General features: G+C 31.9%; 13 protein-coding genes and 1 pseudogene. 9 read left to right on the top strand and 5 right to left on the bottom strand.

All coding sequences use genetic code 11. The features are described 5' to 3' along the window. The first annotated feature begins 78 nt into the window (after positions 1-78). Positions 79-1446 carry a dGTP triphosphohydrolase gene (gene dgt, locus ACS3UD_RS04795; RefSeq protein ID WP_308137562.1) on the top strand — a complete coding sequence of 456 codons (1368 nt, stop codon included), beginning with the start codon at positions 79-81 and terminating at the stop codon, positions 1444-1446. Between the two features lie 29 nt (positions 1447-1475). Next, positions 1476-2870, top strand: coding sequence for a hypothetical protein (locus ACS3UD_RS04800; protein WP_308137561.1), 1395 nt, complete (start codon positions 1476-1478; stop codon positions 2868-2870). Positions 2871-3205: 335 nt separating this feature from the next. Here the strand turns inward: ACS3UD_RS04800 and ACS3UD_RS04805 are convergent. Next, positions 3206-3455: pseudogene (locus ACS3UD_RS04805) on the bottom strand (transposase); the annotation flags it as partial. 185 nt (positions 3456-3640) lie between these two features. Here ACS3UD_RS04805 and ACS3UD_RS04810 point away from each other — a divergent pair. Then, positions 3641-4312: a DUF6143 family protein gene (locus ACS3UD_RS04810; protein ID WP_308137560.1), complete on the top strand. Its 672-nt coding sequence runs from the start codon at positions 3641-3643 to the stop codon at positions 4310-4312. 594 nt (positions 4313-4906) lie between these two features. On the opposite strand, the gene ACS3UD_RS04815 is transcribed toward ACS3UD_RS04810, so the two are convergent. Together ACS3UD_RS04815 and ACS3UD_RS04820 are read right to left on the bottom strand one after the other, a co-directional pair. Next, positions 4907-5551 (bottom strand): DUF4397 domain-containing protein, encoded by a 645-nt coding sequence (locus tag ACS3UD_RS04815; RefSeq protein WP_308137559.1) that lies wholly within the window; start codon positions 5549-5551, stop codon positions 4907-4909. Between the two features lie 468 nt (positions 5552-6019). Continuing rightward, positions 6020-6142, bottom strand: coding sequence for a hypothetical protein (locus tag ACS3UD_RS04820; RefSeq protein ID WP_308137558.1), 123 nt, complete (start codon positions 6140-6142; stop codon positions 6020-6022). 468 nt (positions 6143-6610) lie between these two features. Between ACS3UD_RS04820 and ACS3UD_RS04825 the strand changes: the two genes are divergently transcribed. From ACS3UD_RS04825 to ACS3UD_RS04840, 4 genes are all read left to right on the top strand, one after another. Then, complete coding sequence (locus tag ACS3UD_RS04825; protein WP_308137557.1) at positions 6611-7624, top strand: dipeptidase; 1014 nt, start codon at positions 6611-6613, stop codon at positions 7622-7624. A 428-nt stretch (positions 7625-8052) separates the two neighbouring features. Beyond that, a complete protein-coding gene (ftsH, locus tag ACS3UD_RS04830; protein ID WP_308137556.1) occupies positions 8053-9870 on the top strand; it encodes an ATP-dependent zinc metalloprotease FtsH in 1818 nt (605 codons plus the stop codon). Positions 9871-10073: 203 nt separating this feature from the next. Continuing rightward, positions 10074-10256 carry a hypothetical protein gene (locus ACS3UD_RS04835; protein WP_308137555.1) on the top strand — a complete coding sequence of 61 codons (183 nt, stop codon included), beginning with the start codon at positions 10074-10076 and terminating at the stop codon, positions 10254-10256. Positions 10257-10494: 238 nt separating this feature from the next. Next, positions 10495-11547, top strand: a complete 1053-nt coding sequence (locus ACS3UD_RS04840; RefSeq protein WP_308137554.1) for a homoserine dehydrogenase — start codon at positions 10495-10497, stop codon at positions 11545-11547. Between the two features lie 128 nt (positions 11548-11675). On the opposite strand, the gene ACS3UD_RS04845 is transcribed toward ACS3UD_RS04840, so the two are convergent. Beyond that, the gene (locus ACS3UD_RS04845) at positions 11676-12110 is read right to left on the bottom strand and encodes a GNAT family N-acetyltransferase (protein ID WP_308137553.1); all 435 of its coding nucleotides are present in this window, start codon (positions 12108-12110) and stop codon (positions 11676-11678) included. Positions 12111-12513: 403 nt separating this feature from the next. Then, a complete protein-coding gene (locus tag ACS3UD_RS04850) occupies positions 12514-13137 on the bottom strand; it encodes a TetR/AcrR family transcriptional regulator (protein WP_308137552.1) in 624 nt (207 codons plus the stop codon). A gap of 194 nt (positions 13138-13331) precedes the next feature. Between ACS3UD_RS04850 and ACS3UD_RS04855 the strand changes: the two genes are divergently transcribed. Both ACS3UD_RS04855 and ACS3UD_RS04860 read left to right on the top strand, forming a co-directional pair. After that, positions 13332-13829, top strand: coding sequence for a flavodoxin family protein (locus ACS3UD_RS04855; RefSeq protein WP_308137551.1), 498 nt, complete (start codon positions 13332-13334; stop codon positions 13827-13829). Further along, positions 13830-14462 carry a hypothetical protein gene (locus tag ACS3UD_RS04860; protein ID WP_308137550.1) on the top strand — a complete coding sequence of 211 codons (633 nt, stop codon included), beginning with the start codon at positions 13830-13832 and terminating at the stop codon, positions 14460-14462. Positions 14463-14504: the final 42 nt, after the last annotated feature.

Consider the following 14504-nt stretch of genomic DNA (forward strand, 5'->3'; position numbering starts at 1 on the left):
TTACCATTTAACGATACATGAAAATATCAATTTTAATAGTAAAAGTACTTATAAAATATATTGTTTGAGGTGTAGAATATGACTAAAAATATTAATCATATTGTAAAAAGTGTAGAGCTAGAAGATAGAGAAAATAATTATATATCAGAGTGGGGTATAAAACATGAGTTAAATTTGCCAGTTGATGAAACAAATAGAACAGAATTTAGGAGGCAAAGAGATAGAATATTATATACTGGTGGATTTAGGAGACTTCAAGATAAAACTCAGGTGATAGCAGCTACTAAAAATGGTGACCATAGAACTAGATTAACACATACATTAGAAGTTGAACAAATTTCTATTAGTATAGCAGATGCATTAAGCTTAAATAGAGACTTGGTGTCTGCAATTGCATTAGGACATGACATAGGACATACTCCTTTTGGACATGCTGCCGAAAGATTTTTAAATGATAAATTATTTAAAAATGGTGGCTTTTCACATGCAGTACAGAGTGTAAGATATTTAAGTAGCAAAAAAATAGAGTTGTCACCATTAGTATGTGAAGGAATTTTGAAACATGATACAGATGTATATGCTGGTAATTATAATATAGAACAATACGATTGTAGCCGTTATAATCCAGAAAATCCTGGAAGCTTAGAATCTCAAGTAGTTTATTGGGCAGATAAGCTTGCATATTTAACACATGATTTTGAAGATTTCTATCATACAAACATTTATGAAAACGCCAAAAAAAGATATTCTAGTTTAGAATATGATTTGAAAAGTGTATTATCAAGTCTTATAACAGAAGGTAAAAAAAGTGAACAAATTAAGGAAAATATTAGTAATTTTAAAACAAGAGATTTAATTAGAAATGTATTATATAATTTAGTAAAAGCAAGTATTAATAACATTAATAATTTGGAAATGTGTGATTATGAATCTAATCAAGATACAATAATTAAAGAGACTAAGAAAAGAATTAAAAAGAAAGAAAATGAACTAGGTATAACTTCTGTTGAAAATAAGATTGCAGAAATTGAAAAGAAGATAAAAAATTCAATAGATGAAAAAGATATAAAGGTCTTAAACAACTTGATTAATGAAAGAAAAAAAGAAATAAAAAGAATTAAAAAAAATGCTTTTCAATTTGGACTTATTATTAATTTTGAGGAAGAATATAATAACTTTTATTCAAAGCTAAGAGATATATTAAATCAATACTATATAGGTAGCCCAGAAGTTGAAAGATCAGATGCTAAAGCAATAAAAATAGTTAAGTCATTATATGAGGAGTTTACACGTAATCCTAAAATACTTCCTTTGAATATACAAGAAAAAATAAATGACAAAAATATAAAACGAATAGTTGCAGATTATATTGCTAGCATGACTGATAGGTATGCGGAAGAAATATTTTTAAATTTGAATTCAATAGGTAGTTATTACCAATACTAGTTTATAAAATAAATTTCACAGGTGATTATATGAATAATAGAGTAATAATGAAAGATGAAAAGCTAAGTTACATTATAGAAAATAATTATGGTAACATAGCTCAATTCATTAGTTTTGGTTGTAATGAGGAAGGTATGCCAAGATTTGTATACATAAATAATTATACTTATAATAATTGTACTAATAAGGAACTTATAGAAAAATTAATTAATTCTTCAAAATCTAATTCTGTGAATATAAGAAGTTATAGCCCACATGTCATGAAGGGAAATAAATTAATTAGTAATAAAAAAATTGAGAATATAGAAGAAATATTAGATATTCTTAAAAATAATAGATTAGAAGGTAAGTGCTCTATAATAAATGAAAATATAGATATAAATGATGGCGGCATATCAGGAGTAGTTTTAGGTAATACTATTGAATTTTCACCAAAAGACACACCAAAATGTGTAGACAAAGAAGGAGTTTGTAGATTACCAAGGGAAATTGGCTACGAAATTTTAGAAAAAGTTTACGGATTTAAACCTGATGTTAATTTTGACCCAAATTATAGAATAGAATTTAGCGTTCATCCTAATAGACAAGGTGTAAATAAAGAACATACGATTATATGGGAATATGAATACTATAATGAAATAAGTAATGATAGTATAATTACCTGGCCTAACAATTTTTCTCGATTTATTGGAGATAAGGTTTTTGGACTACTCATTGCAGATATATTGGGATTACGAGTACCAAGAACAACTGTTATTTCTCGAAATATTGCTCCATTTATATTTGGAAAAGAAACCGGGTTATATGAAAAATGGATAAGAACTTGTCCTATAATTAAGGAACCAGGTAAGTATTATACAGGTGATAGTTGGATTGACCCTTTTAAACTTATGAATCTTGAAGAAGTAAAAGGCGATAATGATGTGAATATTGCTTCTATTCTTTCTCAAGAAGCAGTAAAACCTATTTTCTCAGGAGGCTCAATTATTAAGAAAAATAGAATTGATGATATAATTGAAGGGGTCATGGGCAAAGGGGACTCATTTATGGTTGGAAGTGAGAGTACTCAAAAATTACCTAAAGAAGTTATCAACGAAGTAAAAAAATTAAATAATAAAATTAGAAGCTATCATAATTATTTAGGTGAAGTTTCGATAGAATGGGTTTATGATGGAAAAGATGTATGGGTAGTACAATTAAATCAACTAAGGGTTAGTGGAAATAATCATACAATTGTCAAAGGAAATCCAGAATACTATCAAGAGTTTTATGTAAAAAACGGATTGGATGCTTTAAGAAAGGTAATAGTAAATTTAGGTGATAAAAATATTGGCATTGAATTAATTGGAGATGTGGGAATAACAAGTCACTTTGGTGATTTATTGAGACAATCCAACATTCCATCAAAAGTACGATATATGTAATTTTTTTAATCATTATGAAAAATATTAGTAATTGTTTATAATATATATAATTTAAATTATATTATTTATTAGTGAATAACTTGATAATCTAATTTAAATGGAGTAGGATTCGTGGATTTTCACTTTGCGGTCCGCCTCCATTTTTAAAACCACGACAGAATATGTCGTGGTTTTTTTGTAAAAAGCTATAACAAATAGAAATATACATGTTTCCTGGAACAATACATGTTCTGTGTGTTGTGTTGATAGAGAAGAAATAGGTAGAAATCAAAGGGTTTCACGATTTTATAATTAAATATTGCTGTGTTTTATATTCCCTTTAGGTCGGCTTTTTAAAATACAATAGGATAAATGTTATCTAATGGTCTTGATTGCCACTCCATCACTGCCGGTAGTATCTTATCTGTAATACGACTAATCAGACTTGCAGATGCTTCTACACCGTAGATATCCTTCAAATGATCTTCAATATCTCTATTGCTCATTCCTTTTGCATACATTGCAATGATCCGATTTTCTATGTCATCTGTTTTAGTTTTGTATTTACCTATTGCCTTAGGGTGAAAATTTTCCATTTCTGTCACGAATTAATTACCTCCTACTCGATTAACAGGCTAATAGTACACATATTACTGTTAGGATATTTTTTTACGAAACACCGTCTTATGCACTTATCATTATTAAAATTTAACAATTAACATACTATTTACATATAATTAGCACACTATTTACATATAATTAATAAAAAACTATTAAAAGGCAGGGTAATTATGAATAATCCTATGTATAATCAAATACCATGGCAACCAGCTAATTTTTACACATATCCCAATGAAATTAATAATCCTTTATATACTTCTTCGAATAATAGCTATGTTCCATCAACAGCATCAGTTCAGCCGCCTGTTAATGATGAAGATACATTTAAATACTTCGTTGACATACCATTAGCTACAGCCAAATCGATGGAAGGTAAGTATTTCGTCGGCACTGCCATTGATATTAAGTTTGGAGAGGCTGCAAATGGATGGGCAAGGTTATACAATCCTGATAATTCCGGGGTTAATTTATATGTTAATACGTGGAGAGTCAGCGATGTAGTTCCAACCCCATATAGAGTACAGATTTGGTTTAACAGTACGCCGCCAGGCATAATTCAAGAATCTAATTTCATTACACCTGTAAATACAGCCATTAATCCTCTGCCTCAGGCAAAAGCCAAAATGCAGTTTGGAGTATCTGCAAAAGGGTTTCCTTCTGGTGGTTTTTTTGTGTTCGGCAATTATCGTTTAGCCGGCATTACTATTGAAGAGGAAGTATATGGAAGATATATATTACCACCGGGTGGCTCTCTTACAGCATTTTTATCCAACCCAGAAAAACCGACTATTCTTGCTTCAGGCAGAGTAGTATTTGGATGGTGGGAGGAATCAATTCTATAGCCACTATGGTAAAAAATACATCCTAATGTATTGCCCTTTGTCAAGTAGACAGGTGAGGGAAATCAACTAAAATTGGAAAGAACCTGTTTGACGCTTACAAAACACCTTTTAGATATATATTATTTCTTTGAATCATATTAAAAGGGTAAATGCGTTATTAGATTATTTAGAGTTTGATACAATTTCGTAAATTTCCTTTTTACATTTGAGGTTGATATTGTTCATTAAATTTTCTACAAGTATGTTGACTAATGGATTAAACAATTTAATTAAACCTCCATTAAAATGATATAGAAACTTTGCAATATTGTTAAATTTTTCAAAGTAGATCATTAAATATCAATAAAAAAGAAATATATATTTCGTGGATTTGCACCTCGAGGCCCGCCTCCATAGAAAATTATGGAAAATATTAAAAACTCTTCAAATTTAAAGAGTTTTTTGATTGTGGGCGAATTTTTAATTTGCTTCTAATCAACTGACCCAATGTATAATACAGTTGAAAATTGGGGTAATTTTTCAGACTGTAAGATTGATTAATTACTATAAATAAAAAAAGTTGCTCGAATCTTTTTGAGCAACTTTTTTAGAAATTTATCTTGGTTCAGTAACCAATAATGCATCTAATTCTGGAGTTTCTCCTACTAATCCAACTGCATAAATAGTATAGAAAGTATTTGGGTTTAATATAACATTAGGAACAGTTAAAACAACATCATTTGTTCCAGTTGGGGTTACTCTAAACGTATATGTTCCTGATGGAACACAAGTATAATTAGCTATGCCCTTGTATGGTACATTGCTAAAAACAATCGTATTATTAGGCAATTTTATATCCACAGCAGGCGCATTTGGAGATAGATGGATAAATCTTACACATGACAAGCCAAATTTATTGGCGGACGTTGGTTCTTGTACCGGATATAAGCTAATATTAGGCAGTTCACCAATAGCAGCTATGGTATAAAAAGACTTTTCAGGTACATAGACGCTTTCATCAATTACAGGACTTGTTGTACTTCCTGTAGGATAAACTTTAATATTATAATTACCGGGTGGAACAGATATATATGATGATAATTCTTTATAAGGAAGGTTTTTTATAATAATATTATCATCAACATAAACATCTACTGCAGGTGCATTTGGAACTGCATGGAGCACTCTAATATTTGAATTCATTTGTTGCTGTAACATATAGCATTCAGCTAACATGTTGGCATATGGATTATAATACATTACTTTATCTCCTTTATACATAGTATTTATATTAATATATGAGGTTAGTATTAAAAGGTGATATATGCAGTCTTATATATTAGTTTATTTGTATCAAAATTAATTATAATTCAACGAAATAATTTTTAAGAGATATTTTATAAAAAAATTCTAAAAGTAAGTAATACATGATGGCAGAGAGTACGAAATTTAATAATCTATAAAAACTCGGAATTTCTAAACAAAAAGCATGGGAATTTGCTAATACAAGAAAAGGGTATTGGAAAATTTCCAATAGCCCTATCTTAGCAACTTCGATGACGAATACCAGACTTGAAAAAGCTGGGTTAGTGTCTTTGCTTAAAATATACACATACAAATGTTAATTCTACGCCGTATACCTAACGGTACGTACGGTGGTGTGAGAGGACGGTAATTAAATTAATTACCTCCTACTCGATTTTCTTTAAGCATCAAATTTATTAATTATTAATCTAAGTCAAATCCGCCACAACATGTGCAATAAAGTATTACCAATAACAAGAAGAAAAACAATAGACTTGAATCAATTCCACCTATTCCACCTACTCTATCTTTATTACAGAATCCCATATTTAACCTCCTAAAATAATATTTTAACTTATTATATGAATAAAAGCGTAGACTGCTACACAATATCAAATACATCAAAAATCTCCTTATATTTTAAAATGAATTATTTATCAGCTTATACTTTGCATATTAATAAAATAATATGAATCTTGAAAATTCTATATTTAATAAATTATTTACCATTTACGAAAATAATATTAATACAATGTCCTCAAGCGTGAGGACATTAATTATGTTAAAAGAATTGTTATCTTTTCATTGCTTTATGAAGAAATATTAGATATAATTTAGAAAAGCAATTAAGTGGTAAATTTTACTAGAATTAAAAAGCAAAAGGCAAGACCACGTTGCACTTTTATGGCAGAACAAGCTTTAAAATTATACATATTTTATGCTAATTTGTTTATGGTCAACATTTTGAGAGCTTAATGTTATTCAAATTTATACATAAATTAGGAGGGATTTTATATGTGTGAAAGTTGGAACATCTCAAAAGACGCTGAATTATTACATGAACAGGCTTATGTTGTAGATACTACGCTGCCAATAATGCCAGGTAGTAAATTTTCTAACTTGTTTGATGCACTTAACAGAATGAAAGCAAATGGGTTCAATTACGCTTCGATTACAGTGGCATCAGATCTACACAAAACTATGGAAACTGTAAAAAATGTTACTTTGATTAAAGCACTAGTGTTAAGCAGGTCAAAAGATATAATTTTTGTAAAAAAAGTTGATGACATTAAACGTGCTAAAAAAGAAAACAAGCTGGCGGTAGGTTTCCATTTTCAAGGAACAGTTCCAATCGGAACTAATTTATCAATGGTTAAATTTTTCTATGATAGAGGAATAAGACATATGCTTATGGCTTACAATGCGAAAAACAGGGTGGGCTATGGTTGCCATGAAGAAGACGACAAAGGATTAAGTGAATTTGGATACAAATTAATAAAAGAGATGAATAAGGTAGGAATGATTGTAGATGTAGCTCATACAGGATATCGTACTGCCATGGAAACAATTGAAGCATCTGAAGCACCGGTAGTTGTAAGCCACGGCAATGTTGCAGCGGTAACTAATCATCAAAGATGCTATAAGGATGATCAAATAAAAGCTATAGCTCGAAATGGAGGGGTATTTGGAGTAACCGGTTTTGGATTATTTTTAGGCAATGATAAAAATTTGGTTGAGCAATATGTTAAAAACATTGATCACATAGTACAGCTTGTAGGACCTAAACATGCGGGAATAGGACTTGACTATGTATATGATATGGATGCATTTGTGAGATTGGCAGATACAAACCGTGAAAAATATCCTGAAGATGGAGGATATATTAGTAACACATTACATCAGGTTGAAGTAAATCAAATTCCCCAAATTACAGAATCTCTCTTAAAACTAGGATATTCTGACGAAAATGTACGTGATATATTAGGAGACAATTGGCTGCGTATATTCTCACAAGTTTGGAAGAATTAGTTTTGATAGAAGGATTAATTACGTAGGAATGTATAATGTTACATTTTAAAAACCACAGCAGGAATGTTGTGGTTTTTTGCTATGATAGCAAATTTACCGCAATTTTATAATATTTGCTTGGTCTTATCACTAATAATGTTTTGCTTTTTATGATTTTATACTTTTCATTCCTTAAATTTTAAAAGTTTGTTGAAAAGCAAAAAATGTTAATTAAATAACTTGACAAATAATTGATGGCTGTATACAATCATCAAATGATAGTAATTTTATTAATTTAAAAAAGGAATTAAACAGCTTAAACATGCAGAAATTTTATTTCTGTATTCATAATATACATAAAGATTTCATCGAAGGAAGGGTCCTAATGTATTTTTAAGGTCCTTTTTATTTTATACAAAAAGTTAATTTAGTTGTAACAGGAGCTAATTATGAGTGAAAACAACAAGAGTAATAAATCAGAATTTATTATTTTTTATTACATTGCATCAATTTTTATTATTATGTACATAAATTGGATGCTTCTTCCGGTTTTAGCAAAGCCGGTTATTAATTTGTCCACACAGGAAGAGTTTGAAGGTTATATTGATGCTGATGAAGTAATCGTGGTGGAAATATTGAAAGATGACATTTTGTATACTGTAAAAGATTCAAATGGTAATACAAAGCATTACAAAACACAATACAGTGATGTAACTGAGCTTATAAATCGTTTAAGGGGAAAAGGCATTGATATAGGTGTGGTAGAATTGAATAAATCTGACTATTTTGTTGTTTTACTACTCATTCTTGTGGTTCCTATTATTTTGGTTACATATTATGGAATAAAACTTAATGACAAGTTAAAAGGGAATGACAAGCTTGCCGATGAAGAAAAAGATAACAATAAAACAAAAGATAAAGAAACTAGAAATAAAAAAACTTTTTGTGATGTAGCTGGACAGGAGGAAGCTAAGGAATCATTGATTGAAATCGTTGATTATCTTTCTCATCCGGAGAAATACAATGAAATCGGGGCCGTGTGCCCTAAGGGAATACTTTTGGTTGGGCCTCCTGGAACGGGAAAGACGCTGCTTGCTAAAGCAGTTGCAGGGGAGGCTAATGTTCCGTTTATCCCTGTTTCAGGTTCTGAATTTGTTGAAATGTATGTGGGCAGAGGAGCATCAAGAGTGCGAGATTTATTTAATAAGGCGTCAAAGAAGGCACCTTGCATCGTATTTATAGATGAAATTGATACTGTGGGCAAGGCTCGTGGAATCGGTGCCGGAAATAATGAAGAGCGTGAACAAACATTAAACCAGCTGCTTACGGAAATGGACGGCTTTGAAGAAAATAAAGGAGTTGTAGTTTTAGCAGCAACCAACAGACCGGAAATCCTGGATCCTGCACTTCTAAGGCCTGGACGTTTTGACAGGCATGTTCGTGTAGAACTGCCTGACATGCAGGGGCGTGTTGCAATACTAAAAGTTCATGCTAAAAAATGCAAAATGGAGCCGGATATTGATTATAATCTAATTGCTAGAGCAACAGCCGGTGCTTCAGGAGCTCAACTTGCCAATATTGTTAATGAAGGCGCACTTCGGGCAGTGAGAATGGGAAGAAATTTTGTCAGCCATTTGGACCTTGAAGAGTCTGTTGAAGTTGTATTAGCTGGAGAGCAGAAGAAAAATCAAATTTTAAGTTCCGAGGAAAAAAAGATTGTATCATATCATGAAATCGGACATGCATTGCTTGCAGCAGTACAAGCTAACAGTGCTCCTGTGCACAAGATTACTATAATACCGCGCACGTCAGGTGCTCTTGGGTATACCATGCAGATTGAAACAAGAGACAAAACTTTGATTAACAGATCAGAGACAATAAATAAAATTGCAATGTTTTGTGCTGGCAGAGCTGCAGAGGAACTTGTTTTCGGAGAATGCACCACAGGAGCTTCCAACGATATTGAACAAGCCACTAAAATAGCACGCGCAATGGTTACAAGGTATGGCATGACAGATGAATTTGATATGATGGCTATGGAAACTGGAAGAGGTAATTATTTGGGCGGCAATTCACAAGTTATATGTTCACCGGAAACAGCCAAGGAAGTAGACAGAGCGGTGCTGTTAATCATTAAGGAGGCTCATCTAAAAGCTATGAAAGTTCTTAAAGAAAATGAACAAAAGCTTCATGAACTGGCAGAATTTTTATATCAGGAAGAAACAATTACAGGTGAGCAGTTTATGAATATCTTAAATAGGAAATAATGAGTTAGTTTTTTATGTAAATTTGTAAGGCTATTGAGATTAAGTTAATTCTTCCAGGGTATATATAAAGTAAATTTCTTTAAAGGAGCTGTGCTTCGGATATGTTGATTATCGAGGATAAGGCTAGGGATTATATTCTGGAAAAAGGCGGTACTGCTACAATTGAAAAAATCAAGAGGTGCTGCACATGAGCATCTGTAGCTTTGCCAAGCGTACGGTTAGGTGAACCGAAAGAAAAAATAGGGTATGAATTATATAAAATAGATTCTATTAATGTGTATATATCTAAAAGTCTTAAACCAAACAGAGAAAATGTTCATATAAAGCTCAGCAGTCTGTTCGGTGTTTTAAAGTCTTTGAATGTATTTGGCTTTGAAATTTTGTAATATTATTTAAATCTATACTAAATAAAAAACAGAAAGTTTTTCTGTTTTTTTGTTTGTTAATAACACATGCAATTTGAGTTTATAAGCAGACGGTTTTTCAGAAATTTAAAGGGTGTGTCAGAAGCGTTGCAATACATGTAAGATATATAAGAATATTATATATTGAACAGTGTTAGTATAGATGGTAAAATAGTATGAAAACGTAACTATGCATTATATTTATAATAAGGAGATAAAAATGGGAAAATGTTATATTAGTCTGGCGATCCTTGGCTTTGGTAACGTAGGTCAGGCATTTGCAAGACTGCTTTTAGAAAAACATGAAGAAATATTCGAAAGATATGGATTTAATATAAAAGTTGCAGCCATATCTACAGGAAGCAGAGGTTCATTGCTAAATAGCAACGGTATTAATTTAAAAAGAGCTTTAAAGGATATGAGTGAACTTGGCAGATTCAATAAAGAGAATACAGATTACTCAGTAATGAATTCTATGGAAATAGCGAAAAACGCAGATTATGACGTTCTTATGGAACTTACTCCTCTTAAAATTTTTTCTGGACAACCTGCGATAGAACACATTGCATCAGCTATAGAAAGAAAAAAGCATGCAATAAGCGCAAATAAGGGACCTATTGCATGGGCATATAAAAACCTCAAAGAAAAGGCTTTAGAACATGGAGTAAAGTTTTATTATGAAACGGCAGTAATGGACGGAACACCTGTTTTCAATCTTGTGGATGAAACACTTAAACTTTGCAAGGTAACAGAGGTTAGAGGAATTTTAAATTCCACAACGAATTTTGTTTTAGAAGAATTATCTAAGGGCAAAAATTATGATGATGTTATAATGGAAGGGAAAAAGCGTGGCTTTGTAGAGGCTGATCCTTCCATGGATATTGAAGGGTGGGACGCTGCAGCAAAAACAGCAGCATTATTAAATGTTTTAATGGATGCAAATATTACCCCTTTGGATGTTGAGCGAGAAGGCATTGAAACAATTACCCTTGAAAAAATAAAAGAGGCAGAAGAAAGAGGCAATGTAATAAAGCTTGTTTGCTCAGGAAAAAGTACAGGCGGGAAAATTGCAGCTATTGTTGCTCCTCAGGAAGTGCCCAAAGGTACGTTATACGCAAGCATAAACGGTACCACGTCTGTTGTGAGCATTACAACAGATTTAATGGGAACCATATCTGTTGTTGAGCATGATCCTGAAATTGAACAGACGGCGTACGGTGTTTTCAGCGATCTCATAAGAGTTGTTTCAAACTGCCACACAGTTAGTCGGTAGTGTCAGCAATAAAATAACAATTATAAGTAATATAATTTAAAACGCCTTGCTTTGAAACTTACAGCAAGGCGTAATATACATTATTTTCTTTATCATTCTATGAATTAATAAATCATGCAACTATAATTTTAAAGTTTAGTTTTAAGCAAGAGGTTCAAGCTTACTTCTTTTGTGCTTTCCTCTATGGAAGTATCCTTAATTACAAAACCTGTTTTCTCATAAAATTTTCGTCCCTGCATGTTTTTTTCAAATACTTCAACTTCCAAGGCATCAAATTTATCTAGGAATACATTTACTAAAGCGGTTCCTATCCCTTTTCTCTGATGAGCGGGATCGATGAATAAACCTCCAATTGAATTATCAACCATTGATATGAAGCCTACTATTTTGCCATTTATTTCTGCTACTCGCGTATCAGAAACAGGTAAAAATACATTTCGTATTTCTTTTTCTTCACTTATAAAATGTTCTTCAGGTAAAAAGGAATGAGCAATTTTGCTTGATTTTTTCCAAACATCCATCATGTTGTCAACATCATTGGAAACATATTTTCTAATTATCATAACATTATCCTTTCTTTCATAAAAGATAATATTATAATATATTTTATTCAGAACAAACGCAACTATAACTTTATAGAAAATTAAAATGTAAAATTTTTGATGCTACAAAAATAAATTGTAGTGTAGATATTCGTAAAATTTGTTTATTATATAATTAATTTTATTAAAATAAATATTAAAAATTAAATGTTTCTTTTACTATTATTAAAAGATATGGCAACAATCCTCAGGGAAAGGCAACAAGAGCAGAAACTGCTGTATTTGTGGAAAGAATATATAATCTGATGCAGCAGGACTAAACAAATGATCGGCCGGATTCCCGGCCTTTTTTTACCGTAAATTCAACACTATAAAGTGTCAATTTAAATTTAATTATGCGGTTAATTAAATGATATGCAGGTTGCTATTTAAGAAATTTTTCATTAAAGATGATTTTTTCCGCTAAATCTAAAAAGTTGGCATTAAACGGGGAGTTTTCTTTATTGGCGGATAATACGGAAATTCCGTGTACCAATCCCCAACAGTACAATATAAGCTCATCCTGTCCCATATAGTTATTTGCAGAGGCGGCATAATTTTCAACAGCTCTATAAAAAACAGCAAAAGGATCTCTGTTTTTGTAATGTTCATTGCTACAATTATCCGAGCTTTCACTTTTGTCGCAAGTAAATTTAATTTTGCTAAATATGTTGCTTGAAAAAAGCAGATGCAAATATTCCGGATTCTCCGAAAAGAAACGTATGTAGGCAATTCCCATTTCTTTAAGCTGTTTGGAGTGATCATCCGGATACTTTAATGCAGCTTCATTAAGACTGTCATAGAATGAACGCATGGCTTCTTCCATAATAGCTGCAATTAATTCATCCTTATTTTTAAAATGCCGATAGGGGGCGGTCTGACTGACATTGCAGGATTTAGCCACCTTACGCAGAGAAAAGTTTTCGTATCCTTCTTTATCAAGAATCAGCAATCCCTTTCGTATAAGTTCTGACTTAAGATTTTCATGATGGTAGTTTTGATTTGCCACTATTTAGTTCATCCTTTCATAAAAGAAAATTTTACATAAATAGTGTAACACATAATGTTGACAAAGTAAACATTGCGTACTATAATATTGTTGACACTGTAAACATTGTGAAATTAAAGAGGGTTGATCTTCATATTAATTTCTCATTGAAGTAAATTATTAATTTTTGATGATTATGTAGAAAGGAAAAGAAAATGAGACTAATTATTCACGATTTGTCCCCTGAGCAAGTACAGAAAATTTTGCCTCATGGGGAGGATGTACGTATCATATCAAAGGGCGGATCTATTCATCCGTGTATAGGATGCTTTGGATGCTGGATTAAAACCCCTGCCCAATGTATTATTCGCGATCAATACGGGAATATGGGTGAATTTTTATCAAAATGTGATGAGCTGATCCTGATAAGCCGGTGCGTTTACGGAGGTTTTAGTCCTTTTATAAAAAATGTATTGGATAGAAGCATATCTTACATACATCCGTACTTTATAACCAAAAATGGAGAGATTCATCATAGAGCTAGGTATAATCACAATTTCAATCTTAGTGTTTATTTTTACGGAAATGCAATCAGCGAACGAGAAAAATGTGTTGCTCGTGATTTGGTAAAGGCTAACTCTATCAATTTGCACTGTAATATAAAGAATATATGTTTTGAGACAGAGGCTGAAGCATTGGGAGGTAGAATTTAAATGAATATTTTATTTATTAACGGCAGCCCAAAAGTAAATAAAAGTGCATCAGGCATGTTGCTGGATGAGCTGCGGGATTACATGCAGGAACATGCAATTGTTCAGTATTCACTAAATGTAAACAAAAAACCGGATTCTGTCTTGCTTCAGTCTTTGTCCGAACAAGATATCATTGTTCTGTCATTTCCTCTGTATGTAGACAGTATTCCATCTCATTTTCTGCATTATCTGACTGAGATGGAAAATTATTTGAAATATAATTCATCCAAAGCGGTTGTATATGCAATTGTAAACTGTGGATTTTATGAAGGGCATCAGAATCGCCACGCGCTTGAAATGTTGAAAATCTGGTGTACAAAAGCAAATCTTAAATGGGGCCAAGGTCTTGGCATAGGTGCAGGTGGCATGCTTGCAGGGCTTGGTAATGTTCCTAAGGGAAAGGGTCCACGCAAAAATGCATCTGCCGCATTGTTGGAGCTTGCAAGTAATGCAGCAGAAAAACGAAGCGGAAAAGATATTTATGCTTCGCCGAACTTTCCTCGTTTTCTTTATAAGGTTATGGGAAACATTGGCTGGCGGACCCAGGCTAAGCGGAATGGACTTAAAACAAAGGATATTTTTTTGCAGAGATAATCATATGTATAATGGGATATTGTAATAATATCAGCTGCTTGA

The organism is Sedimentibacter sp. LTW-03 (assembly GCF_052059825.1).
In the GTDB taxonomy this organism is placed as follows: domain Bacteria; phylum Bacillota; class Clostridia; order Tissierellales; family Sedimentibacteraceae; genus Sedimentibacter.